General features: G+C 52.6%; 23 protein-coding genes. All 23 read right to left on the minus strand.

Annotated elements, in window-relative coordinates:
- Nucleotides 1–196: 196 nt before the first annotated feature.
- The gene (gene obgE / locus NYE24_RS12555; protein WP_036698986.1) at nucleotides 197–1,504 is read right to left on the minus strand and encodes a GTPase ObgE; all 1,308 of its coding nucleotides are present in this window, start codon (nucleotides 1,502–1,504) and stop codon (nucleotides 197–199) included.
- Between the two features lie 15 nt (nucleotides 1,505–1,519).
- On the minus strand, nucleotides 1,520–2,260 hold the full coding sequence (locus tag NYE24_RS12560) for a Spo0B domain-containing protein (RefSeq protein WP_036698985.1): 741 nt from the start codon (nucleotides 2,258–2,260) through the stop codon (nucleotides 1,520–1,522).
- 239 nt (nucleotides 2,261–2,499) lie between these two features.
- A complete protein-coding gene (gene rpmA / locus NYE24_RS12565) occupies nucleotides 2,500–2,811 on the minus strand; it encodes a 50S ribosomal protein L27 (RefSeq protein ID WP_020429282.1) in 312 nt (103 codons plus the stop codon).
- A gap of 17 nt (nucleotides 2,812–2,828) precedes the next feature.
- Nucleotides 2,829–3,164: a ribosomal-processing cysteine protease Prp gene (locus tag NYE24_RS12570; protein ID WP_036698984.1), complete on the minus strand. Its 336-nt coding sequence runs from the start codon at nucleotides 3,162–3,164 to the stop codon at nucleotides 2,829–2,831.
- 12 nt (nucleotides 3,165–3,176) lie between these two features.
- Nucleotides 3,177–3,488 (minus strand): 50S ribosomal protein L21, encoded by a 312-nt coding sequence (gene rplU, locus NYE24_RS12575; protein ID WP_036698983.1) that lies wholly within the window; start codon nucleotides 3,486–3,488, stop codon nucleotides 3,177–3,179.
- Between the two features lie 205 nt (nucleotides 3,489–3,693).
- A complete protein-coding gene (locus NYE24_RS12580; RefSeq protein WP_342478781.1) occupies nucleotides 3,694–4,935 on the minus strand; it encodes an Rne/Rng family ribonuclease in 1,242 nt (413 codons plus the stop codon).
- 33 nt (nucleotides 4,936–4,968) lie between these two features.
- Nucleotides 4,969–5,811: a M50 family metallopeptidase gene (locus NYE24_RS12585; RefSeq protein ID WP_342478782.1), complete on the minus strand. Its 843-nt coding sequence runs from the start codon at nucleotides 5,809–5,811 to the stop codon at nucleotides 4,969–4,971.
- Nucleotides 5,804–6,670 (minus strand): M23 family metallopeptidase, encoded by an 867-nt coding sequence (locus tag NYE24_RS12590; protein WP_342478783.1) that lies wholly within the window; start codon nucleotides 6,668–6,670, stop codon nucleotides 5,804–5,806. Before NYE24_RS12590 ends, NYE24_RS12585 begins: the two co-directional genes overlap by 8 nt.
- Nucleotides 6,671–6,836: 166 nt before the next feature.
- Nucleotides 6,837–7,631, minus strand: a complete 795-nt coding sequence (gene minD, locus NYE24_RS12595; protein WP_036698975.1) for a septum site-determining protein MinD — start codon at nucleotides 7,629–7,631, stop codon at nucleotides 6,837–6,839.
- A 5-nt stretch (nucleotides 7,632–7,636) separates the two neighbouring features.
- Nucleotides 7,637–8,296 carry a septum site-determining protein MinC gene (gene minC, locus NYE24_RS12600; protein WP_342478784.1) on the minus strand — a complete coding sequence of 220 codons (660 nt, stop codon included), beginning with the start codon at nucleotides 8,294–8,296 and terminating at the stop codon, nucleotides 7,637–7,639.
- Between the two features lie 81 nt (nucleotides 8,297–8,377).
- Nucleotides 8,378–8,908 carry a rod shape-determining protein MreD gene (gene mreD, locus NYE24_RS12605; RefSeq protein ID WP_083678233.1) on the minus strand — a complete coding sequence of 177 codons (531 nt, stop codon included), beginning with the start codon at nucleotides 8,906–8,908 and terminating at the stop codon, nucleotides 8,378–8,380.
- Nucleotides 8,908–9,777 carry a rod shape-determining protein MreC gene (gene mreC, locus NYE24_RS12610; protein WP_342478785.1) on the minus strand — a complete coding sequence of 290 codons (870 nt, stop codon included), beginning with the start codon at nucleotides 9,775–9,777 and terminating at the stop codon, nucleotides 8,908–8,910. The genes mreD and mreC overlap by 1 nt, the downstream gene beginning before the upstream one ends.
- A gap of 67 nt (nucleotides 9,778–9,844) precedes the next feature.
- Entirely contained in the window at nucleotides 9,845–10,879 is a 1,035-nt protein-coding gene (locus NYE24_RS12615) for a rod shape-determining protein (protein WP_342478786.1), read from the minus strand.
- A 39-nt stretch (nucleotides 10,880–10,918) separates the two neighbouring features.
- Complete coding sequence (radC, locus tag NYE24_RS12620) at nucleotides 10,919–11,608, minus strand: DNA repair protein RadC (RefSeq protein WP_342478787.1); 690 nt, start codon at nucleotides 11,606–11,608, stop codon at nucleotides 10,919–10,921.
- 26 nt (nucleotides 11,609–11,634) lie between these two features.
- Complete coding sequence (locus NYE24_RS12625; protein WP_341167254.1) at nucleotides 11,635–12,237, minus strand: Maf family protein; 603 nt, start codon at nucleotides 12,235–12,237, stop codon at nucleotides 11,635–11,637.
- Nucleotides 12,238–12,274: 37 nt separating this feature from the next.
- The gene (locus NYE24_RS12630; RefSeq protein WP_036698966.1) at nucleotides 12,275–12,520 is read right to left on the minus strand and encodes a DUF4321 domain-containing protein; all 246 of its coding nucleotides are present in this window, start codon (nucleotides 12,518–12,520) and stop codon (nucleotides 12,275–12,277) included.
- 227 nt (nucleotides 12,521–12,747) lie between these two features.
- Nucleotides 12,748–14,103: an SPOR domain-containing protein gene (locus tag NYE24_RS12635; protein ID WP_342478788.1), complete on the minus strand. Its 1,356-nt coding sequence runs from the start codon at nucleotides 14,101–14,103 to the stop codon at nucleotides 12,748–12,750.
- 76 nt (nucleotides 14,104–14,179) lie between these two features.
- Nucleotides 14,180–15,367, minus strand: coding sequence for a glycosyltransferase (locus tag NYE24_RS12640; RefSeq protein ID WP_342478789.1), 1,188 nt, complete (start codon nucleotides 15,365–15,367; stop codon nucleotides 14,180–14,182).
- A gap of 174 nt (nucleotides 15,368–15,541) precedes the next feature.
- The gene (locus tag NYE24_RS12645) at nucleotides 15,542–16,723 is read right to left on the minus strand and encodes a glycosyltransferase family 4 protein (RefSeq protein ID WP_342478790.1); all 1,182 of its coding nucleotides are present in this window, start codon (nucleotides 16,721–16,723) and stop codon (nucleotides 15,542–15,544) included.
- Between the two features lie 182 nt (nucleotides 16,724–16,905).
- Nucleotides 16,906–18,102 carry a GGDEF domain-containing protein gene (locus tag NYE24_RS12650; RefSeq protein WP_036698961.1) on the minus strand — a complete coding sequence of 399 codons (1,197 nt, stop codon included), beginning with the start codon at nucleotides 18,100–18,102 and terminating at the stop codon, nucleotides 16,906–16,908.
- A 17-nt stretch (nucleotides 18,103–18,119) separates the two neighbouring features.
- Nucleotides 18,120–19,319, minus strand: coding sequence for a GGDEF domain-containing protein (locus NYE24_RS12655; RefSeq protein ID WP_342478791.1), 1,200 nt, complete (start codon nucleotides 19,317–19,319; stop codon nucleotides 18,120–18,122).
- Nucleotides 19,320–19,578: 259 nt separating this feature from the next.
- Nucleotides 19,579–20,955, minus strand: a complete 1,377-nt coding sequence (gene murC, locus NYE24_RS12660; RefSeq protein ID WP_036698954.1) for a UDP-N-acetylmuramate--L-alanine ligase — start codon at nucleotides 20,953–20,955, stop codon at nucleotides 19,579–19,581.
- Between the two features lie 7 nt (nucleotides 20,956–20,962).
- The gene (locus NYE24_RS12665) at nucleotides 20,963–22,339 is read right to left on the minus strand and encodes a folylpolyglutamate synthase/dihydrofolate synthase family protein (RefSeq protein WP_342478793.1); all 1,377 of its coding nucleotides are present in this window, start codon (nucleotides 22,337–22,339) and stop codon (nucleotides 20,963–20,965) included.
- Nucleotides 22,340–22,343 lie beyond the last annotated feature (4 nt).

Consider the following 22,343-nt stretch of genomic DNA (forward strand, 5'->3'; position numbering starts at 1 on the left):
GTATGATATACGCAGATTACATCCTTTGGATTCAACTTAACATCTCTTATATAATGATTGTAGTAAATTAATCCAGATATATAAAGAAAACTTTATTAGTATAAATGGCTAAACCCTCTGTGAAGCCCACCTGACTCCCATTAAAAAAGGCCGCATCCCCCTCTCGGAAGATACAGCCGGTATACTTGCTTCTCTATTAATAGTAGCTGCTGTTCTCGACAAATTCGAATTCAAAATCAGCAATGCGCACGATTGTGCCTTCGACAGCGCCGCGTCTGCGCAGCTCGGCGTCCACACCCATGTGACGCAAAGTACGGGCCAGCCTAAGAATGGCATCATGTGTGCTTAGCTGCATTCTCTTAATCATCCGCTCAATCCGCGGACTGTTGACTACAAACGCCTCGTTGTCACGGGTAATCGTGAATGAGTTATCCTCTTCCGCTTCCAGCTTATACACCTTGCGCTCTTTGCCAGCGACTTCTTCAACCACCGGAGCCACTGGAATACTGTCAAGAATATCTGTAGCACGGTAGAGCAGCTCCTGAACGCCCTGACGGGTCAGTGAAGAGATCGGCATAATCTCAAGGTCCGGACGAAGCTCCGCGACACGCTCACGGAAGGAAGCCAGGTTCTCCTCGGATTCAGGCATATCCATCTTGTTCGCCGCCACGATCTGCGGACGGTCAATCAGCGCCGCATTGTACTGCTTCAGCTCATCGTTGATCAGTACCCAGTCTTCAAAAGGATCACGGCCTTCCGAGCCGGACATATCCACGACATGAATGATGATACGCGTGCGTTCAACGTGGCGCAGGAATTCATGTCCCAGGCCCACCCCTTCACTCGCGCCTTCAATCAGTCCAGGCAGATCCGCCATTACAAAGCTGCGGCCGTCTCCAACATCCACTACACCCAGATTCGGGGTAATGGTGGTAAAGTGGTACGCTCCGATCTTCGGCTGGGCAGCAGATACGACCGACAGCAGTGTAGATTTCCCCACGCTTGGGAAGCCTACAAGGCCTACGTCGGCCATGACCTTCAGCTCCATGACGATGTAACGCTCCTGACCCTCTTCCCCATTCTCAGCCAGCTCCGGCGCGGTATTGTTCGCCGTCGCAAACCGGGTATTCCCCCGGCCGCCCCGGCCGCCGCGGGCCACTACAACCTGTTGTCCATGACGGGTTAAGTCGGCAAGGATCTCCTGGGTATCATCATCAATCAACACCGTTCCAGGTGGAATCCGCACGATCATATGCTCGGCGTTCGCCCCATGCTGACTCCTGTTGCGGCCCTTGATTCCCTTATCGGCCTTGAAGTGCCGCTGATAACGGAAATCCATCAGGGTACGCAGGCCTTCGTCTACACGGAAGATTACATCTCCCCCACGGCCTCCATCACCACCGGCTGGACCGCCATCCGGTACATACTTCTCACGGCGAAACGCTACGAGACCATCCCCGCCGTCGCCGCCTTTTACATAAATCTTAGCCTTATCTACGAACATAAATGTTCACCTTCCTTACATCTCCAGCGGTAACCGCAGTTCCATATAACCCTTAGCAGGCTGAACCTGCTCCGCCTTCATGATTTTTCCTTGTACTATATTATAAATTTGCCCCTGAAGCAGTTCGGGATTATCTTGCTCTCCCTCACCTTTGAAAGAGATCAGAATGTCCCTTCCCTCCTGTGAAAAGCTGAGCTCAAGCTTCCGCGTGTCTCCATGCTGTGTTATTCCGCTGTACTGGTACGCCCTGACCGTCTGCATAATTACTGAAGTCAGCTCAACCCCTACCTCAGGACTCAGCTTGTCCTCCAGCTGGAGCCCTTCCTCCACCTGTATGTCCAGCTCCAGACTGCTTCTGAACGTACGGAAGGATTGCAGATAGAATACCAAGGAAGGCACTCCTAACTTGGCTATACGGCTGTCGAGCGCAATACGCTCCTTTATTCTTTCCACACATTGTACGGATTTATCAGGCTTGCCCAGCTGGATATATCCGTAAAGCACCTGCAGATCATTCATCCAGTCATGACGATGATGATTCAGTGTCCGGTTTGCCGCCTGCTGCAGAGTGTTCTCCTGTATACGCAGTTCCTCTTCATATTGACGCCGGTTGTAAACAAAGCTGAATGCAAGCACTCCGGCTACCCAGACTCCGAGCAGCAGGCATGTGAAAAGGGAGGTTTGCCAATACACGAGACCTAAAGGAAACACTGCGGATAACATGACTGCCCAGACCTTACTTTTCCAGGATTTCATTCTTTCTCCCCGTCCCTTGGTTCGCAAAATTGATTCCAATGTAAGCACTGCTTATCTTGCTTCATATTCACCATTTCCCAGTATAACACAGGCTTTCTCCGCAATCACCAGAATCCCCCACAAAGTGAGGCTTAAGCTTCGATGCTTACTCAGGTACTTTGCGTGGACCCTGAAACAATTTCAAAAAAAGCCCCCGGCACTGATGCCGGAGGCTTCTCATCTTCATAGGTTCCGTAAGCTTACGCTTCCAGTGCCGCTGCTACCGGAGCGACATCCACCGGATACACGCTCACTTTTTTGCGGTCGCGTCCCCAACGTTCGAACTTCACTACGCCGTCCACAAGTGCGAACAGTGTGTCATCTTTACCGATGCCCACGTTCGTGCCCGGGTGGATTTTGGTTCCGCGCTGACGAACCAAGATGTTGCCGCCGGTTACTGCTTGACCGTCAGCCCGTTTCACGCCAAGACGCTTAGAGTGGGAATCACGTCCGTTCTTTGTGGAACCAACACCTTTTTTCGATGCGAATAATTGAAGATCCAATTTCAACATGTTGTCAACCTCCTTCTTCAAATGATGACTTCCTGTATCTGAATATATTTCCTGTAGGATTTAGCAATATCCTTGAGCATCAGCACCATGGATTCCAGCAAGAGCTGTACCTTGGCGGAAACTTCGGGATCATTCACGGGAACTAGAGTTCCGCTTAAGAATCCATCCTTCATCGAAGTATCCAGAACCACTCCGGTCAGGCTCTCAATCGCATTCACAGTTCCAACGGTAACCGTCGAAACACCCGCGCAGACGATATCCCTGCCATTCCTTGCGTATTCCGCATGCCCCTTGACGGCAAAACCGACAATGACACCCTGAGCAGAAGCCCGTGTAATCCGCACGTTAATCATTAACGCACCTTCTTACGCTTGAATCTTCTCGATAGTTACTTTGGTGTACGGTTGACGATGGCCTTGTTTCTTGTGGTAGTTCTTCTTAGGTTTGTATTTGTAAACTACAACCTTATGTCCCTTACCATGCTTCTCGACTTTGGCTGTTACAGACGCGCCGCTTACCAGCGGAGTTCCTGCAGTCAAACCACCTTCGTTAGAAACAGCCAAGACACGGTCAAACGTTACGCTTGCGCCGTCTTCAGCTTCCAGCTTCTCAATGAACAAAACATCGCCCTCTTGGACTTTGTATTGTTTACCGCCAGTTTCGATAATTGCATACATTGTACTTGCACCTCCTCATGTCTCAGACTCGCCTAGTCAAGGTGGCAATCCCCGGAGGAATTACGCTTCATCTACCCGATCGGAGCGGTTACAGCATGTGCAGGAATGGAACAACCAAACACATACTTGAAGATATTATCATACATATCAGCCCAAGTCAATATCCCCTCACAAAAATAGAGCTTTGGCTCCGATCTTCACTTCCCTACTCCAGCCAAGTCCCAACCTTGCCTGTACCGCCGCAGCACTGGCAGATTACCGGGGCAAATCCGGCGGAATCATGTCTGGCCTTCTTACGGGTCATCTCCAGCAGACCGAGATGGGTCCAGCCGAGAATATGCGTCTTGGTCCGGTCCCGGCTGATAATGCTCTCCAGCTTGTCCGTCACCTGCCTGCGGTGCTCTTCCCGCTCCATATCAATGAAATCAACAATGATAATACCGCCCGTATCCCGGAGCCGGACAAGCCGCCCGATCTCCTCCGCAGCCAGCAAGTTAGTCCGTGTTACAGTATCTTCAAGGTTGGTCCCGCCAGTGTACTGTGCTGTGTTAACGTCAATCACAGTCAAGGCTTCTGTCTCGTCCCAGATCAGCGTAGCGCCGCCTTCGAGGATGATTTTACGGCTGAAGCTCTTGTGCAACTGATCCGTCACCCCGTAAGCAGAGAAAATGGGCTCCTGTCCCCTGTAGAATCCCACAGGCTTGTACCCTTCAGGAGCCATATCCGTCAGGAAAGCTTCCGCTTCCTTAACCGCCTTAGCCGAATCAATCAACAGCTCATCACGCTGCGGATTGAAGGCATCCCGGATGAACCGCTGGACGATGCTCAGATCACAGTGCAGCAGAGCCGGTGCCTCCACTTCCTTGGAACGCCGGGTAATCACTTCCCACTGCGCCCGCAGAAAAGCCAGATCTCCCTCCACGGCCTCCACCGGCTCATCCTCGGAGACGGTGCGCATAATGAGTCCTTCCTCACCATGGCGCAGCCGCTCGCCTATGCCTTTAAGCCGGCTGCGCTCGGATTCCCGGCATATTTTCTTAGAGACCCCGACATATTCGGCAAAGGGCATGTACACCATCCAGCGTCCGGGCAGCGTATAATGCGTGGTTACCCGCGCGCCCTTGCCGCCCCGCGGTTCTTTTCTCACCTGAACAACAATCTCCTGACCGGGCTGCAGCAGCGTCTCAATCGAAGGCTTGACGGCCGGCTGCTTGTCCAGATGGGGATGCAATACATCGTCTACATATAGGAACGCATTCTTTTTCTGTCCGATATCTACAAAGGCCGCCTGCATACCAGGCAGCACATTCATTACCCGGCCTTTATAATAACTCCCGACCAGACCCTGCTGCTGATCGCGTTCAGCCGCATATTCCACCAGCCTCCCGTTCTCCAGAAGTGCCATTCGGGTAATATGCTGTGTACAGTGAACGATCATTTGTTTCATGGCTTCACCTCTGGTTTGAATCAATCTCGCTTGTTACTTTCCGAAATACGAAGCAATCAGTCGCTGCTCCGGCACAACGGCTACGATATCCCTATCGTTGTTCATCACATAGATATAATGATAATGGTTACGTTTAAATAGACGCAATATCTCATCCAAAGGTTTCGCGAGCGAGGCAACTATTGGGCGGGCAATGTTCTCCGCCACTAGATACCGCTCATAAATCCGCTCACGGTTCATCAAAAACCCGACAAACCGATACGGCAAATTGCGCTGGTCCGTCCAATTAGAATAGAGCAGAAACGCTCCGATCATGAGGAGGTTAAGCCGGAGACCATCCCCGTTCCCAAGCGGAAGCAGAGCGAAACCTATCACAAGCAGGCTGGCCGCAATGCTGACTCTGCCGGTCCACAGCAGCGTGTAATAATACGGAAGCAGCAGACTCAGGGCTGCCTGAAGGATTTTGCCGCCGTCCAGCGGAAGCACCGGGAGCAGATTGAACAGAGCGATCATTGCATTGGCTCCGATAAAATAATCCAGATAGGCGATATTTCCATACTCCACCTGCTTAAACGCCAGCGCCATCAGAATCATAATTCCGTTCTGCAGCGGACCGGCCAGGGCAATCCCGATCTCATGGACAGCCGTAAGCCGCCCATGATCCTCTATAACCGCAACGCCGCCGAAGGGCAGCAGCTCCACCGATCTGACGGTAATGCCGGCCAATAGCGCCGCACATACATGTCCAAGCTCATGAATGAATACGATCAGGAACAAGGTGAGCAGCTCCAGAAACTGTCCGGTAAGCACGGATACCATGAGAATCAGCACGAAGAGCGGATGCAGTGACAATTCAATGCCGCAGACCCTAATCAAACGATACCACTTCGGCCGGATCAATATAAGTCTTGTCTTTCATAACTGCAAAAAATAGCAACGGGACCCGGGCATCCTCCATCCCCTGAATCCAGCCTATTTCGTCTCCGCTCTGTACCCAGTCATCCACCGCGAGCCGTGTCCCGCTCAAATGACCGTATTCTGCCGTGATCTCCCCGGTGTGGCGGACCGTAATACGGATGCCTCCCCGGGCTTCCTTCGAAACGGCCAGGATACGGCCCGTATCTACACTTTTCACCGTGATGCTGGCACTTGAATCGTCTGCCGGTATAATTTCAATGCCATTAAGCGTAGTAGCAAAGGGACGTACAATGCTTCCTGTAAGCGGAGCGCTAAGCTCATGAGCGGCTGTCACCTTCTCCGCCGGTACCTGTTCATCTCCGAAAATGGGAATGAAGGACGGGGCTCCATTGAAATGTTCCTCGTACCACACCTGTGCCGCTGCAAAATCCATATCATTGCTGAGGATGTCTGTAATAAAGTACTGCGCCTTCACTGCCCACGGCTTCTGCACGGCAAAAATGCCCCATACAGCGCCGAAGACCAACAGACTGGCCACCGTCCGCCGCAGCAGACCAGCACGGAATCCCTGCCCCGGTCCCCTGCCATCTCCATCTTCCCAGTGATTACGCTGCTGTTTCCACATCGTCTCAGGGTCAGGCTCAGAGGAAGAGTCAAGTTCATTCCTGTCGCCAGCCCCCCATTCTCTGAATGAGGGAGGACTGCCTGGCAGACGGAACCGCTCTGATGCTGGTGCTGCCCCGGCTGCCGGCTTCTCCTCCAGCAGGTTTTGTATACGTTTCTTGCGGCGGTTCTTGGACTCTCTCGGGTATTTCATATTGATCCCTCCGGCGGGCTTGTTTTACTTCCATTTTATGAGTGGCGGAAGCCGCTTTAGAACAAGCCCTGTCCAAGTTACTGCACAACAAAAATAAGCCCGCCGGTGATTTCTCAGCAGCGGGCTCTTAACAGAAGATTGTCATGTATAAGTGCGTGGCCGGGATTCAGCCCATTCCAAAAAATTTCTTAAACTTCTTGAAGGCGCCCGTCTTCTGATCAAGCTGCATCAGCGGCACCGCATCGCCAAGAATACGCCGGGCAATATTACGGTAGGCTATCGCAGCTAAGGAGTCCGGGTTCATCACGGTGGGCTCGCCGTTGTTCGCCGCCCGGATGACCTGTTCATCATCGGGTACAATCCCGATCAGATCGATATTAAGCACCTGCAGAATGTCTTCAATATCAAGCATGTCCCCTGACTTGATCAAGGTCTGACGAATCCGGTTGACCACCAGCTTCGGAGATTCCACCGATGACTGCTCCAAAAGACCGATAATCCGGTCCGCATCCCGCACCGCAGCATGCTCCGGAGTGGTGACGACAATTGCTTTGTCGGCACCGGCAATCGCATTGCGGAAGCCGTGCTCAATGCCGGCCGGACAATCGATCAGAATATATTCGTACTCTTTCTTGAGCTCCAGAATGATATCCTTCACCTGCTCCGGTGTAACTGCAGTCTTGTCCTTGGTCTGGGCAGCGGGCAGCATGTACAGCTCATTGAAGCGCTTGTCCTTGACCAGCGCCTGATTCAGCCGGCAGCGGCCCTCTGCCACATCGACCAGATCATAGATAATCCGGTTCTCCAGCCCCATGACAACATCCAGATTCCGCAGTCCAATGTCCGTGTCCACCAGACATACTTTTTTGCCCTGCAGGGCAAGTGCGGTCCCAATGTTGGCTGTTGTAGTTGTCTTGCCAACTCCGCCTTTACCCGAGGTTACGACAATCGCTTCTCCCATGGAGGCTACACCCCTTTAAACACATTTAAATCCTGACGTAACTTCACTATATTATGAATTTTGTCGATTTGCATAGCACCGCCTGATAAATAGGCAAATTCCATACTGCTCTCCCGGGTTCCCCATTCATCCGGCGGTCTGCTAATAATCTCAGCAATCCGGAGCTGGGTAGGCGCTAGGAGAGAAGCGGCAATAATGGCCTCCTGGTTACCGTTGATTCCGGCGTGTGCCATTCCTTTGAGTGCTCCAAGAATATAGATATCTCCTGAACAGGTAATCGTGCCTCCCGGATTCACATCACCGAGGAACAGCAGATTGCCATCATGATGCAGTACCTGGCCCGAGCGGAGCATTCCGCTCATCATGAACAAGGCTTCCGTATCCTTCTCTTCAGGATCTTCAATAGCTTCAACCGAACGGATTAACAGATTTCCCTGACTCTTGAGGATCTCCAGTACCGCCTCTTTATCTTCTTCAGTAACAGCACGGTTGCCCAGCTTAATATCCACATGCACAATCGGTCCGGTCAGAATATTTTGATGGCTGTGCTCCAGCTTGTAGCGAAGCTCGCTTAAGAGATCTTCAAAGGGACATTTGTCGTCTAGCAGGAATACCAGGCCATCCTTGATGCCCTTAATCCTTACGTGCTTGGATTTAACTGTCATATGCCTGTCCCCCTATCCTCATTCATTCGTGCCGGGCCGGGCAAACTCCTTCTTTGGGCGATAAGAAAATACCGCTGTCACTTAGGCAGCTTCCTCATCAAGCGTCTCTTTCTTCAGCAGCTCCAGCTGTCGCCGGAGCGGAATGTAGACAAGCAGGCCTGCAGCAAAATGAATGAGCATGGTAGGCAGCATATAATGCAAGAGCGCCCAATTATATGGCTCCTGGCTTAGATTAAACACATTATAAATGGCAAAAAGAATACTGTCCTCCAGCAGACTGCCCAGCAGCACCACTGTCATCATGAGCGGCAGCGGAGCGCGGGGAATCTGGAATATCAGCCCGATCAGGTACGCAGATAAACCCATAGCGAAGGAATGAGCACCCAGTATGCGGCCATAGAAGACCACATCATGCAGCATACCGAACGACAAGCCCAGAATAAGTGCAGTATGCCGGTGATGGTATACCGTTACAAACAGAATGACGATGAAGACGAGATTAGGAATAATCCGCATCTGCCAGCCGTCAGGAATCAGCCAGGGAAGCACTGTGCCTTCCAGAATAAATAAAATGAATAACAAAAGTACCAGGACAGGTCTGCGCATCCTCACTATTCTACACGCTCCTCCGTATAGACAACGAAGAGTTCCTTCCAGTCCTGGAATCCTGCCGCCGGCTTGATAATCGCTGTAGAGGTGAACCCGTATTGTCCTTCCTTGACTTCTTCCACCTTGCCGATTGTCATTCCACGGGGATACATCCCCCCGCCGCCAGACGAAATAATCATATCACCCTCGGCAATCGGATCGCCTACGGGGATTTTGTTCATCATCAGCCTTCCGGTCTGCTGGTCGTAGCTCTCAATCATCCCAAAGGTCTTGCCTTCCTTGTTAACAGCGGTTGCCGATATAGGAGGCTGTGAGTTGGGGTCTTTGCTATCCATCATTGTCATCAGCTTCACAGTAGAGGTGAATTTACTTACATTACTTATGACTCCTACAAGGCCCTCGACAGAAGTTACAGACATATTCAGCCGTATGCCATCCTTCTCCCCAAGATCAATGACAAGGGTATTATTGCCTGATTCTGTCGTTACACTGACAACATTGGCGATTAGATATTCATATTTATACATGTTTTTTTGGGCTTCCGTAAATTTAAGATCCTTTTTGTAGCCCTCATTCTCAGCTTTAATAAAATTTAACTGCGCCTTATCCCGGGCGTACTGTGCAGCGAGAATCTTAAGCTGCTTGTTCTCTTCGGCCAGCTCATTCAGAGTCCCGATATCTTGGAAGAAGCCCGCTACGTATCCAGCGGGCTTGTAGAACAATTTCTGCACGAATCCGGTCGTATCTCTGAGGAAGTTCTCCGGCCAGGACAGGGTCTTTCTCTGCCCCAGGCTGAAGCCCATCAGAACGATAAACGTAACCAGCGTAATCAGCAATATAAATAGTCGTTTATTGTTAAACAGCTTGAACAATCTCGAGCACCCTCTAATAACCGTATTTCTCCAACCTCAGGGGTTGACGTTCACAGTCCGCATGTTCCTAGCGTTTGGAGCGGAGGCCCGAACTGCTGCGGCTCTTGAACAAGTGGATATTCTCCAGCGCCTTGCCTGTGCCGATCGCAACACAGTCCAGCGGATTCTCGGCCACAATCACCGGCATTCCGGTCTCGCGCGCCAGCAGCTTGTCCAGGTTGCGCAGAAGCGCACCGCCGCCCGTAAGCACAATGCCGCGGTCCATAATATCAGCGGCCAGCTCCGGCGGACATTTCTCCAGCGTAACCTTCACGGCTTCAACAATCGCATTCACAGTATCGGACAGAGCTTCGCAGATTTCATCGGAGGTAATGGTCAGCGTCTTCGGCAGACCGGTTACCAGATCGCGTCCGCGGATCTCCATCGTCTCGGCCTTCTCAAGCGGCAGGGCAGAACCCACATCCATCTTCATTTGCTCAGAAGTGCGTTCTCCAATCATTAGGTTATACTGGCGCTTGATGTACTGGATAATCGCCTCATCCGCATCATCCCCTGCCACACGTACAGAACGGCTTGTAACAATACCCCCGAGCGAGATAACAGCTACCTCGGTAGTCCCGCCGCCGATATCCACAACCATACTTCCTGTGGGCTCCCATACCGGAAGGTCTGCCCCGATGGCAGCAGCAAAAGGCTCTTCAATAATATAGGCTTCACGTGCTCCGGCCTGCTTGGTGGCATCTTCAACGGCGCGCTGTTCAACGGCCGTAATCCCGGAGGGTACACAGACCATGACATTCGGATGGCGCTGGAACATCGAGCGCTGCTTCTGGGCCTGGCGGATGAAATATTTAATCATGGTTGCCGTAGTATCGAAATCGGCAATGACCCCATCCTTCATCGGACGGATAGCACGAATGTTGCCCGGTGTGCGTCCGATCATCTTTTTGGCGGATTCCCCTACTGCTTCTATCGTCTTAGTATCGGTATTAATGGCAACCACGGAAGGCTCTCTGACAACGATTCCTTTACCGCGCACGTAGACAAGCGTATTCGCTGTCCCCAAGTCAATTCCTAAATCTTTCGTAAAACCACCTAACATCTTGTATGCTCCTTTTCCATGTGAATCTAGACAATTGTATTACATGTAGCCTTTCTCTTTCAAACTTACGTAGCTGCTGTCTCCGATCACCAGGTGATCCAGCACATCGATGCCGACAATCTCGCCTGCTTGCATAAGCCTTGTGGTCAGGGAGATGTCTTCAGGGCTCGGCGTAGGATCACCGCTCGGATGATTATGTGCGCATATAATTGCTGCGCTGCTGCATTTCATGGCTGCCCGGAACACCTCGCGGGGATGCACAATGGAGGCATTAAGGCTACCCATGGACAATGTTTCCTGCGCAATAACATGATTCTTCGTATTCAGGAACAGGCAGATAAAATGCTCCTTCTGCAAATAACGCAGCTGTTCGGTCAGAATCTCCGCCGCGTCCTGGGGACTGCGGATAATGACCGGTTCGGTAAGCCGGGAATTCGCCATGCGTCTTCCCAGCTCTATGCCTGCTTTGAGTTGCACGGCCTTGGCAGGGCCGATGCCGTTGATTGTTGTCAATTCGTCAATGCTCAGATCCGCCAGTCCGCGGAGACCGCCTGCATGGCTCAAGAGCCGCTGGGCGATAAGAAGGGCTGATTCACGGTGCGCACCTGTGCGCAGCAGAATAGCCAGAAGCTCCGCTTGACTTAATGATTCCGCCCCATAATGCATCATGCGCTCTCGTGGTCGTTCTTCATGGGGGAGGTCACGTAGCATAAATGATTGCGACTCCATCCCTAACCTTCTTTCTTCGGCTACCCTTACCGGTTCAGCACCGAAATGCCAAACCCGGACAACATACCGCTCAGCAGTGACAGCGGCAGACCGACCACGTTAAAATAACAGCCTTCAATTTCTTCCACCAGGGTGGCGCCCAGTCCTTGTATCGCGTAAGAGCCGGCTTTGTCGGCAGGCTCCCCGGTCGCTATGTAGGCGGAGATTTCCTCTTCGCTCATTGCTCTCATAGTTACAGAGGTTACCCTATGATCTACCAGGGTACGTCCCTCTGCGGAACCGATGCAGGCCACCCCGGTGTATACCTGATGCGTCCGGCCTTGCAGCATGCCCAGCATTCTGGCGCTGTCCTGCTCGTCCGCCGGCTTGCCGAGCACCATGTCGTCAAGCACAACAATCGTGTCACTGCCAATAATAACAGCATCCCGGTCTCCGGCAACAGGAATCACAGCTTCTGCCTTACGCAGAGCCAGATTCCGTACAATAGCTTCAGGGCTCCATTCAGGCGGCGTACTCTCATCAGCATCGCTGGACAGCACCTCAAAGGGCAGGCCAAGCGAGGCTAACAGCTCACGCCGCCGCGGCGAACCTGAGGCCAGAATAATATGCCGCGAATTGTCATGCTCCACTGTAATTAACGTCCCTTCCTGATGCTGCCAGCTAAGGCTACAGCCTGCGGTACAGCCATACGGCTGTAATGATCCCGGCAAGACTGAGCAGGCACAGTTTCAAATGGATTGTGATGTCATAGGTTATGATGTCTAAATCGGCTTGCGGCGACCACTTGAGAACAGTCGAAGCTGTAAGAAAAGACAGAGCTTGTACAGGTTCCAGCAGCTTGGCAATCCAGGCTCCGGCCAGCCAGCCCAGAATAAGAAATAACAGCAGTGTTCCTACATTTTTCTTCTTCATTCAAGTCTTCCCTCGCCATTTTTTGACACCCTAATTATTATACGGTGAAACGGAGTGCAATACAAACTCAAAATCCATCCAGGGAATGTTTACCACGTAAGCAGCCTGCGGATTTTATCACACCACAGGATTACCTCTGGAAATACAGCAATCCCCCGCCGGGCATACGCCTGGTACGGGGGAGCATTTATTAAGTCTATAGTCAGCGGCGCTTTACGCCTCAGCTGTCAGCTCATAGCAGACAACAGGCTTTTCTGGCCGGTCAGGAAGCTCATCATGGCCTCCTGCACCTCCCAGAGCAGCCCCTCCGCCTTATTCTTGCTGTATTCGTTCAGGGCGGCTATTCCCTGGCTCATGGATTTCTCCAGCCCGTCAGCGATTCTCTGCCCTTCCGGGGTCAGGCCCGGCTCCAGCGCCTTGACCGCCTGGGTCCACTGCATATGGAGATCACTTACCTCTCCGCCAGCGTTCCCGCTGTCCCCCCCGCCAAGCAGGGAAGCAGATAAGCTGCTCAGCTCACTTAACAGCTGGCTGCTGAGTGTGAAATAACTGTCCACCGCCGCCGCCGTTCCGGTATAGCGGACCTGGTTCACAGCTGGCAGTGCCACTTCTCTCACGTACAGCTCGATTCCTTGACCCTTGAGGCCATTGCTGAGCAGCTTGGCCTGCTCACGGTCAGGAGACAATCCGGCGTACACACGGTTGCCGTCTGCCGGGTCAAGACTTGCGGCAAGGCCTGCGGTCAGCAGCTCTTGACGGGCCTGTTCTGCTCCTGCCGGTGTACTGAAGACACCATATTGCAGTAGATAATAGGTCTGCGGGGCAACCTGAACCGGAATTTGTGCGATCACCGCTTCTCCCAACTGCTCAGCAGGCACACCCGTTATGTCTGCCGGGGTACCGCCGTTTGCCGCCTTCTGCCCCTGAGTGATTCCCGTCTTAACCGCCGCATTGCCGGCAGGTTTACCGTTCTCTCCCGTCCCTCCTATGATGAACGACAGGGCTGCGTATCCGAGCAGAATTCCCGTTCCCAGTGCTCCAGCTATGGACAGTGCGAACTTCCACCAATACGAGGGACGGCGGGTATGATAAGAGCCGCCGTAGCTATCCCCTTGAGCGCCGGATTGATCATAACTGTCTGTAGCAGATTCACGGTTATCGTCATGCAGCGGGTAGTAGTCATCTGCTGAATGCAGTCCTTCTTCATCTGCCCCTCCATAGAAGGAATGCTCCTCCGAATCTTCACTCTGTTCCCATAGATTCCTTGCAGAAGCAGGACGGACAACAGAATACAGCCCCAAATCATAGTTATCCTCAGGAGCTTTCATTTTCCGGCGGCCAGAGCCTGGGGGCTTCATGTAAGCTGCCTCTACTGGCCGGGACAACTCCACCTTCTCCAGATCCACAATATATTCATCGGCCTTGGTATAGGAGGATGCCTTAACACCCCCGGGCTGTACCTTGTAAGTCTCCTTATCCTCAAGAACAACACCGGTTTCGTTCACCACCCGGAGCTCTGCCTTCTCTGTCCGCTGCCTGCCCTGGTCCCCGTCGAAGCGGAAAGTCATTCTTCCGTTATTCAATACCCTCACCTCGCGATCTTCAGTTCTATACTGAAAGATATGAAAGATGCGAGAGAGATATGCTATTTTAATATATTTACACCAGACTAAGCAGCTTCGCCTTCACTCCGTCTGCGGCATAATGCCTGCTGAGCGTCCGGTGGGCCTGATCCGCAATAATGGTGCCAAGCTCCGGCGTCGTCAGCAGCCTGATCAGATGGTCGGCAGTGCCAGCCGTTGTTCCTGCCAGCAGAATATTCCGCCCCGGCTCGCAGATCAGCTCCTCCGAGCCCTTCAGGCTGCTGACCACCGGAGTACGGAGGGCCCAGGCCTCCAGAATGCTGCTCTGACTCCCGCAGTCCTCGCAGCATGAGGTAACTACAGCTCTGGCCATGCGGATATAATCAGCTGTCTGTATAGCTTCGCTGATGATTAGAATAGAAGAGTCCTTCTGGACGACAGCTGCGACCTCTGCATGCACCTCACTACTGATAATGCAGCAGCGGATATCCGGCACTGCCGCCTGAATCAGCGGATATACCTTCTTGAAGAACAGCAGTGCTGCATTCTTACCGTCAGTGGAATGCATGTCCCAGTGCAGAACGATGGAGTTATCCTTGACAGTATCTCCGGCAGCCGCATAAGGAGGCTCGCTCAGATCAATGTACGGCGGAACTACATGCACCTTGCCTGCATCAGCAAAGGATACCGCCTTAAAGGACAGTGCCTCTTCTTCTGAAGCAGCCAGCAGCAGGCTGGTCTTGTTCATTAACCGGCGCTCTTCCCGGCGGATCAGCGCATCATTCAGTTTGCGGTAGCCTGTGCTGATTCCCCGCTTGCCAGCCGCCCGGCTCTGCACCCGTATGCCACCGGCACGGCGAGCGTCTGTGACGATAACGGCCCCGGGAAGCAGTGAGGCGACCAGATCCAGCCCATTGCCGAGCATCGCATACGAGACAAACACATGGCTGTAGTCGTGCTGGCTGCACATCTCGGTAATTACTGCCCGCAGCGACTTGTCATTGCCGATCACCGAGGCATCCTTGCGGAGCCTGTTCAGCGGAAACAGCAGGCTTCTGCGGGTGGACGCAGGCCGCTTCACCTGATGCACGGTCAGGGCAGGACTGCGCAAAATCTGCGTCTCGCGGCGGTGGTGGCAATACTCCAGCAGATCAATGTCAAACCGCTCCAGCAGCATATCAAGGAAATTTTTTGTTCTGATGTCTCCCTCCCGGTCTTCCGGCGTGTGACTCCGGGCGGAAAGGAACAACATTCTCTCTCTCATGGCTATAGCTCCTTGGTTCTATGTAAATGTGTATGAATGTGTACGAAACAAAAAAGGCCGGATGACATCCAGCCCAGAAATGTGAAACTTTCGATGTAGATCTATAGTAACGCAGTCCTCCTGAGAAGGTTGTCGATTTATGGGGAAAAATATTTTTTTACCTTCCATATCCCTTCAGACCAGACGAAGCAGCTTATCCTTGACACTTTCCGCCTCATAATTTTCCAGCAGAGTCTCGTATGCACGGTCCGCGAGCACTACTCCTCTTTCATGATCCTGAAGCAGCAGTGTCACACTATCGGCAAAGGAAACCGGGTCATCGGCAATCATAATATTCTGTGAATGCTCATAGAGCAGCCCTTCTGCCCCTTTGGAACTGGATACGACAGGGGTCCTCAGCGCCCAGGCCTCCAGAATTTTCAGCCGTGTCCCACTGCCTTCCAGGAGCGGAGCTATGACCACCTGCGCCTTGCGTATATAATCTGCCACACTGTACACATACCCGGTGATGACGATAGAGGAATCCTTCAAGGCCAGCGCCGCTACCTCAGGATGCACATCCCGTCCGACAATATACCACTTGATGTCCGGTACCCTTGCCTTAACCAGAGGATATACCTCACGGTAGAAGTAGAGGGCTGCGTTAATATTGGGGAAGTAGTTCATATTACCCGGAAGAATAATCCACCTTTCCTTGGACAACTGCGTCTTGGCCGGGTAATCCTCCATGCGTATGAAATTGGGAATGACATGGACTTTCTGCGACTGGCTGGGGGCCAGTGCCTTGAAGGCCAGAGCATCCTCTTCCGAAGTGGTCAGCAGCAGATTAGTCTTATCCATCAGCTTAAGCTCATCCTGGCGCGTCCATACAGCATTAAGGGAATAATAGACTTTGGCGATCCCCTTTTTCCCGCCTGCCAGCTGTGCAGACAATCCGCTCTCGAAATTATGCGCATCGGTAATGATCACAGTGTCAGGCAGGCAGCGCTGTACAATATCGATGCAGCAGCCCAGCAGGCTGTGCGAAATAAATACATGACCATAGGACTTCCGGCTGCAGAGCTCTATAATCTTAGCCTTCATGTCCACATCGACATGGCTCATATAAGAACAATTCCGCCAGGTATACAGGGAACGGAGAAGCGCACTGCGGTAGCTGACCGTACGCTCTACTTCATGTACCGTAAGTGACGGAAGTTCCTCCGGCGTCCCTGTCTTCCTGGGGTTGGCATAGGTGATAAGCTCCACCTCATATTTGGCGAGCAGAAGCTTCAGAATATTGCCTGTTCTCAGCTTGCCCCCGCTATCCTGCGGATATGGATTCTCTGCGGAAATGAATAGCAACGGCTCCTTCATGGCTTGTTCTCCTACTTTCCATTGATCAATTGCCCTGGACGGCCCGGGACATCTAGGATCTATTACCCAAATTCAGGTTGTACCGTTTCAGCAAAAATAGAAGGATCATATATAGCTAAAAAAAGCGGTCCCCCGGTAAACGGAGAATCGCTGACATTCGGCTTGCTAGCTAACTGCCATTTCTACTTTGTCAAAATACCGGCTTCCGGCACCTTGCCCGGATAGCTGTAATTCCTGACTACACAGTTCCTTCCCCGCTGCTTCGCCTCATATAGGGCGGTATCGCTCAGTTTGTATAGGGTGCTAAGCGGCACGCGTTCCCCGGAGAGAATCGTAATCAGACCGATGCTGACTGTATAGGAGAGCGGCATGCCTTCGACAGTCGCACCAAGCACCGAGCAGCGCAGCCGCTCTGCTATTCTCTCACCGTCTTCCTCATCCGACCTGTGCAGCAGCACCGCGAATTCCTCGCCCCCGAATCTTCCGAAGAGGTCCCCGCTGCCGAGCTCGCGCTCAATTCTGCGGGCGAAATCCTGCAGCACCCGGTCCCCCGTATCATGGCCATAGGTGTCATTAACCTGCTTGAAGTGGTCCACATCCAGCAGCATGAACGAGAAGGGCACCACCTCCTTCGCGGCGGCAGCAATCAGAGGCTGGGCACGCAGCACGAACGCCCTGCGGTTCAAGACGCCCGTCAGTTCATCATACGTCGCCACACGCTCCAGCTCCGCATAGGACTGTTCCCGGGAGAGCAGCATGAAGCCCGCAGTTCCAAGGAACATCAACAGATAGATCCCGGCATAGAAAAAGCTCTGCAGCCATGCCGCTGCAATCGAGCCGGCCGGCGAAAGATAGAACAGGCCGCTGGCCTTACTGAGTAGAGAAAGGATAGCCACGCCGTACAGCATACCCGTAATTTCCTGCAGCGGGGTCTTTCTCACCTTCCAGGATAACAGATAAGCCGGATAGAGCAGCAGAATGGCACCCGTTAGCGCAGATGCTGCGATCAGCCGGGGAACATCCGGATGCAGCAGGTAAAGCAGCAGCAAACCTATCGCCGATATTCCGGCCAGCGCGTAATACCTTTGCTTCATTTGTTCGGAATCGGCTTCCAGCTTCTTCAGCAGGGCCAGAATCTCCGCAGTTCCTGCAGCCACGCTCAAGAGAATAATACTTGGAAGCACGAATGGAAAATCTTGAATTTCCTCTAATAACAGCAGCTGCAGAATAGCGAGCTGCAGAATTTTGGCTGTCAGGAACAGCGGGGTTGTCTTCTCTTTCGGATAACTGGGCCGGTATGCCAGAATAAGCAGAACCGTAAATAGATTGCCGAAAAAAAGACAAGCCAGCAATGTCTTCAAATCCAAGCCGGCTGCCATTATGCCCACCCCTTTGTTTAGCGATATGTATATGTATGATATGTATTCGAAGGTTCGTCTACCCGGACCCTGACCACACGGTCCCGGCCTTCTTGCTTCGCCTGATAGAGTGCCAGATCACAAAGCTTGTAGAGTGTGTTCAAGCTGGTATGCTGTTCGGGCAGCACTGATATTATACCGATACTGACCGTATATCCGCTGGGCAGACTGTGTACAGAAGCCTCCTTAAGTGTCTCCCGCAGCGCTTCCGCCTGATGGCTGCTGCTCTGCGCGTCCTGCCCGTACAGCAGAATGGCGAATTCCTCTCCGCCTACCCGTCCGAACAAGTCGCCGCCCGCAAGCGTACTCTCGGCAGTGAGCGCGAAATCCTGCAGTACAGTATCGCCTGTGTCATGCCCGTAGGTATCATTCACTTTTTTGAAATGATCCAGATCCAGCAGCAGTAAGGTACAATATTCACTCTTCTTGGCGGCAAGCGCCAGCTTCAGTTCGGCTTCCAACAGGAAAGCCCTGCGGCCCAGAATCCCCGTCAGGCTGTCGTAGGTAGCGATACGCTTCAGTTTCTGGTAGGAATGCTCATTGGAGAGGAGGATAAAGGCGGCAAGCCCTCCAATCAGCATCAGGAACATCCCGAGATAATATAAATACTGCGCCGGATTAGCCGTCAGCGGGCCCATATCCGGTTCCACCGCCAGCGCAACAAATGACCTGAGGAGCATCACCGCTGCAATCGCATAATATACGGCGGCGAGTATCTTCTGGAGCGGAGAACGCTCCGGGCTCGCTGTCAAGCGGCAGCCTGGGTAGAGCACAAACAGCATGACCCATAGCGAGGTTGTTGCGACCCGTATATTGGGATGGTTGAAGAACAGGGCAACGACAACGAAGCTGAGTATGCTCCCTGCCGTGATTACCAGATAATAGAGCTTCGCCCGGCCGTCCAGCATGCCCATCATCATCATCAGCGCAGCAATCTCCAGCCCTCCGCCGGCCAGAATGAGCGCATTGCTCAGAGGTACAGCGATTCTATGGGGAATATAGTCCCACAGCAGAATGGAGCTCCAGAAGATCACCTGAATCCACTTGGAGGCAATGAATAGACTGGAGGCAATGTCTTTGGGGAAGTGGTAGCGGTAAAACGTAATCATCAGGCCGGAAAATAAATTTCCCAGAATGAACAAGTATAACAGCGACTTAATATCAAGCTGAAAGCCCATCAACACACCACCGAACTATGCGGATATACCTGCTCTATCCGAACGATAACATTCACAGCTTATATCGGCAATATCATTGTTAACTTTGAGCAGGATCAACGTGGGCACTCGGGTGGACGCTCCGCTGTTTAAGCGGGATACGAAACAACCAACCATAAGGATAATGTCACATAAGTTCTTATCTATTTAAACAAAAAGCAGCAATTCTCCCATAACGGGAAAATCGCTGCTACTTTAACGTTTGATGTTTCGCGAAATATTACCGGTTCTTCAGGCTGTCTGCCAGCGCATAAGCGACCTTCCAGATATCGCCTGCACCCATGGTGATGACCAGATCACCGGGAGCAATACGGTTCTGCAGGTCTGCCAGCACATCTTCCTTAGTCGGCAGATGCCGTGCACCGGCGTTGCTGTTCTGCACAATCAGCTCTACCAGCTTAGCGGAGGTGACTCCCTCTATCTGCTTCTCTCCCGCAGGGGAGTAGATATCGGTAATAATCACTTCATCCGCTTCGCTGAACGCGCGGCTGAACGCATCCAGCAGGAAGAAGGTACGTGTGTAGCGCTGCGGCTGGAACACGGCGATAATGCGTTTGCCGGTTGCCTTGGCGGCGCTGATCGTAGCCTGAATCTCTGTTGGATGATGTGCGTAATCATCAATGACGAGAATCTCGTCAACCTCGCCCAGCACCTGGAAGCGTCTTTTGGCGCCGTGGAACTTCACAATCGCAGCCGCAATGGCTTCAAAGGCAATGCCTGATTTCAGACAAGAAATCACTGCCGCCATAGAGTTATACAGATTGTATTGTCCCGGAATAGAGAGCTCAATACGGCCTAATACCTCAGTTCCATGATTCATGGTATAAGATACCTGACGGTCACCGAGGACAATATCAGTCGCTGTATAATCAGCCGTCTCTGATTCGATCCCGTAGCTGATCACTTTACCTTTTACCTTAGGCAGCAGGGATTTCAGATTCTCATCATCCGCACATACGATAGCTGTCCCGTCCTCGCGCAGCTGATTCATGAACTGAACATAAGCATCCTTCAGCTTGCCGAAGTCGCCGCCGTAGTTCTCCAGATGGTCGGCTTCAATGTTCGTAACGATTCCCAGCCAAGGATGGTATTGCAGGAACGAGCCGTCACTCTCATCGGCCTCTGCCACGACGAATTCCCCTTGTCCCGCTTTGGCATTCGTGCCGACATTCATAATCTCCCCGCCGATAATGTAGGTAGGGTCCACGCCGCAGTCTTCCATAACCAGAGCAATCATGGATGAGGTGGTAGTCTTGCCGTGCGCTCCGGCCACCGCAACGCCCTTGCGTTCATTCAGCAGCCGGGCCAGCATCTGCGAGCGGTGCAGAACCGGTATTTTCAGACGCTCTGCTTCCACCCATTCCACATTATCCGCGGCAAGTGCCGTGGAATAGACGACCAGATCCGCACCTTTTACCTGCTCCGCCGTATGCCCGATGAAGACCTTGGCACCTTTTGCTATCAATTTCTCCGTTAACTCCTGGGCAGCTACGTCAGAGCCTGTAACTGTATATCCCATCTCCAGCATCACCCGGGCAATCGCGCTCATACCATAGCCGCCGATCCCTATAAAATGCACACGTTCAGTAGTATCCAACAGTTCGTCACCAGCCTTTTTCAGAATCGGGTTGCCGTAAAAGCGTACTGCGCACATCAGAAATCAAATACAGCGTTCCGGACACAACTGCGAGGTCATCGTCCGCTGTGATCGTCTGCAGCTTCTGCAGCGCTTGGCCCCAATTACGTTCTACTATGATTTCCAAGTTTTCCTTGGCATATTTACTCCGCAGATTTTCTGCGATCGCCTGCAGATCTTCCGCGTCCATTTTCTTACGGAAATCCGGTTCGGTCAGGATGAGCGTATCCACTATAGGCAGTATATGCTTGAGATACGACTCGTGATGCTTATTTGCCAGCATCCCCATGAGCAAATTTAATTTACCGTAAGGCTGGAACTGCGGAAGGCTCTTCGCGAGGCTCTCAGCCCCTTCCGGATTGTGCGCGCCGTCCAGAATAATTCTGGGCGAGGTGCTCACTTCCTCCAGTCTTCCGGCCCAGAATGTGCCGCGGAAGCCCTCCAGCACATCCTCGTCCTCCAGCATGAAGGCCATATACTGCCTCAGCACCTCAAGGACCATCATTGCTCCGGCTGCATTCTGCAGCTGGTGTTCGCCTTTCATGGCAATGTCCAGCTCAAGCCCCCGGAACGGCCCGTTGAAGGTGAAGTGCTGGCAGCCGTCTCTCAGTTCAACTCCGCTATAGCTGAAATCTTCTCCCGCTAAATAGAGTGTCGAACGGGTAGCCGCCGCCTTGGCCTTCAATACAGCTACAGCTTCGGGCTGGCTCACACAGCTGACTACAGGAACGCCCGGCTTAATAATCCCGGCCTTCTCGCCGGCAATTAGCGTAAGCGTATCTCCCAGCACATCGGTATGGTCATGTCCCACATTAGTAATGACCGACACAACCGGAGTGACGATATTCGTTACATCCAGCCTTCCCCCAAGCCCCGTCTCCCATACGACTACATCGGGATAACAGACTTCGCCGTAATAGAGAATCGCGAGCGCCGTCGCCACCTCGAACATGGTCGGTGAGCCCAGCTCAGTGCCCGCAATCTCCCGGGCCAGCGGACGCAGCTGATTGGCAAGCGCAAGCAGCGTCTCCTCAGGAATATCCGTCCCGTTGTACTGGAACCGGTTCGTGAACTTCGTGATATAAGGAGAGGTAAAGGTCCCCACCGAATATCCGCTCTGAATAAGGGCCGAGGTCAAAAAGGCGCAGGTTGAGCCCTTGCCGTTCGTCCCGGCCACATGAATGAACTTAAGCTTCCGGTGCGGATTTCCCAGCTTCTCCATTAGAAGCTCTATCCGCTCCAGACCCGGCCGGATTCCAAAAGGAATCAGGCTGTTGATCCAGTCTACCGCTTCTGTATAAGAATTTAAGGGAGCGGCAGCGCCGCTCCAGGTGATCTCTTCCATGTCT

The organism is Paenibacillus sp. FSL H7-0350, from assembly GCF_038593195.1.
GTDB lineage: Bacteria > Bacillota > Bacilli > Paenibacillales > Paenibacillaceae > Paenibacillus_AQ.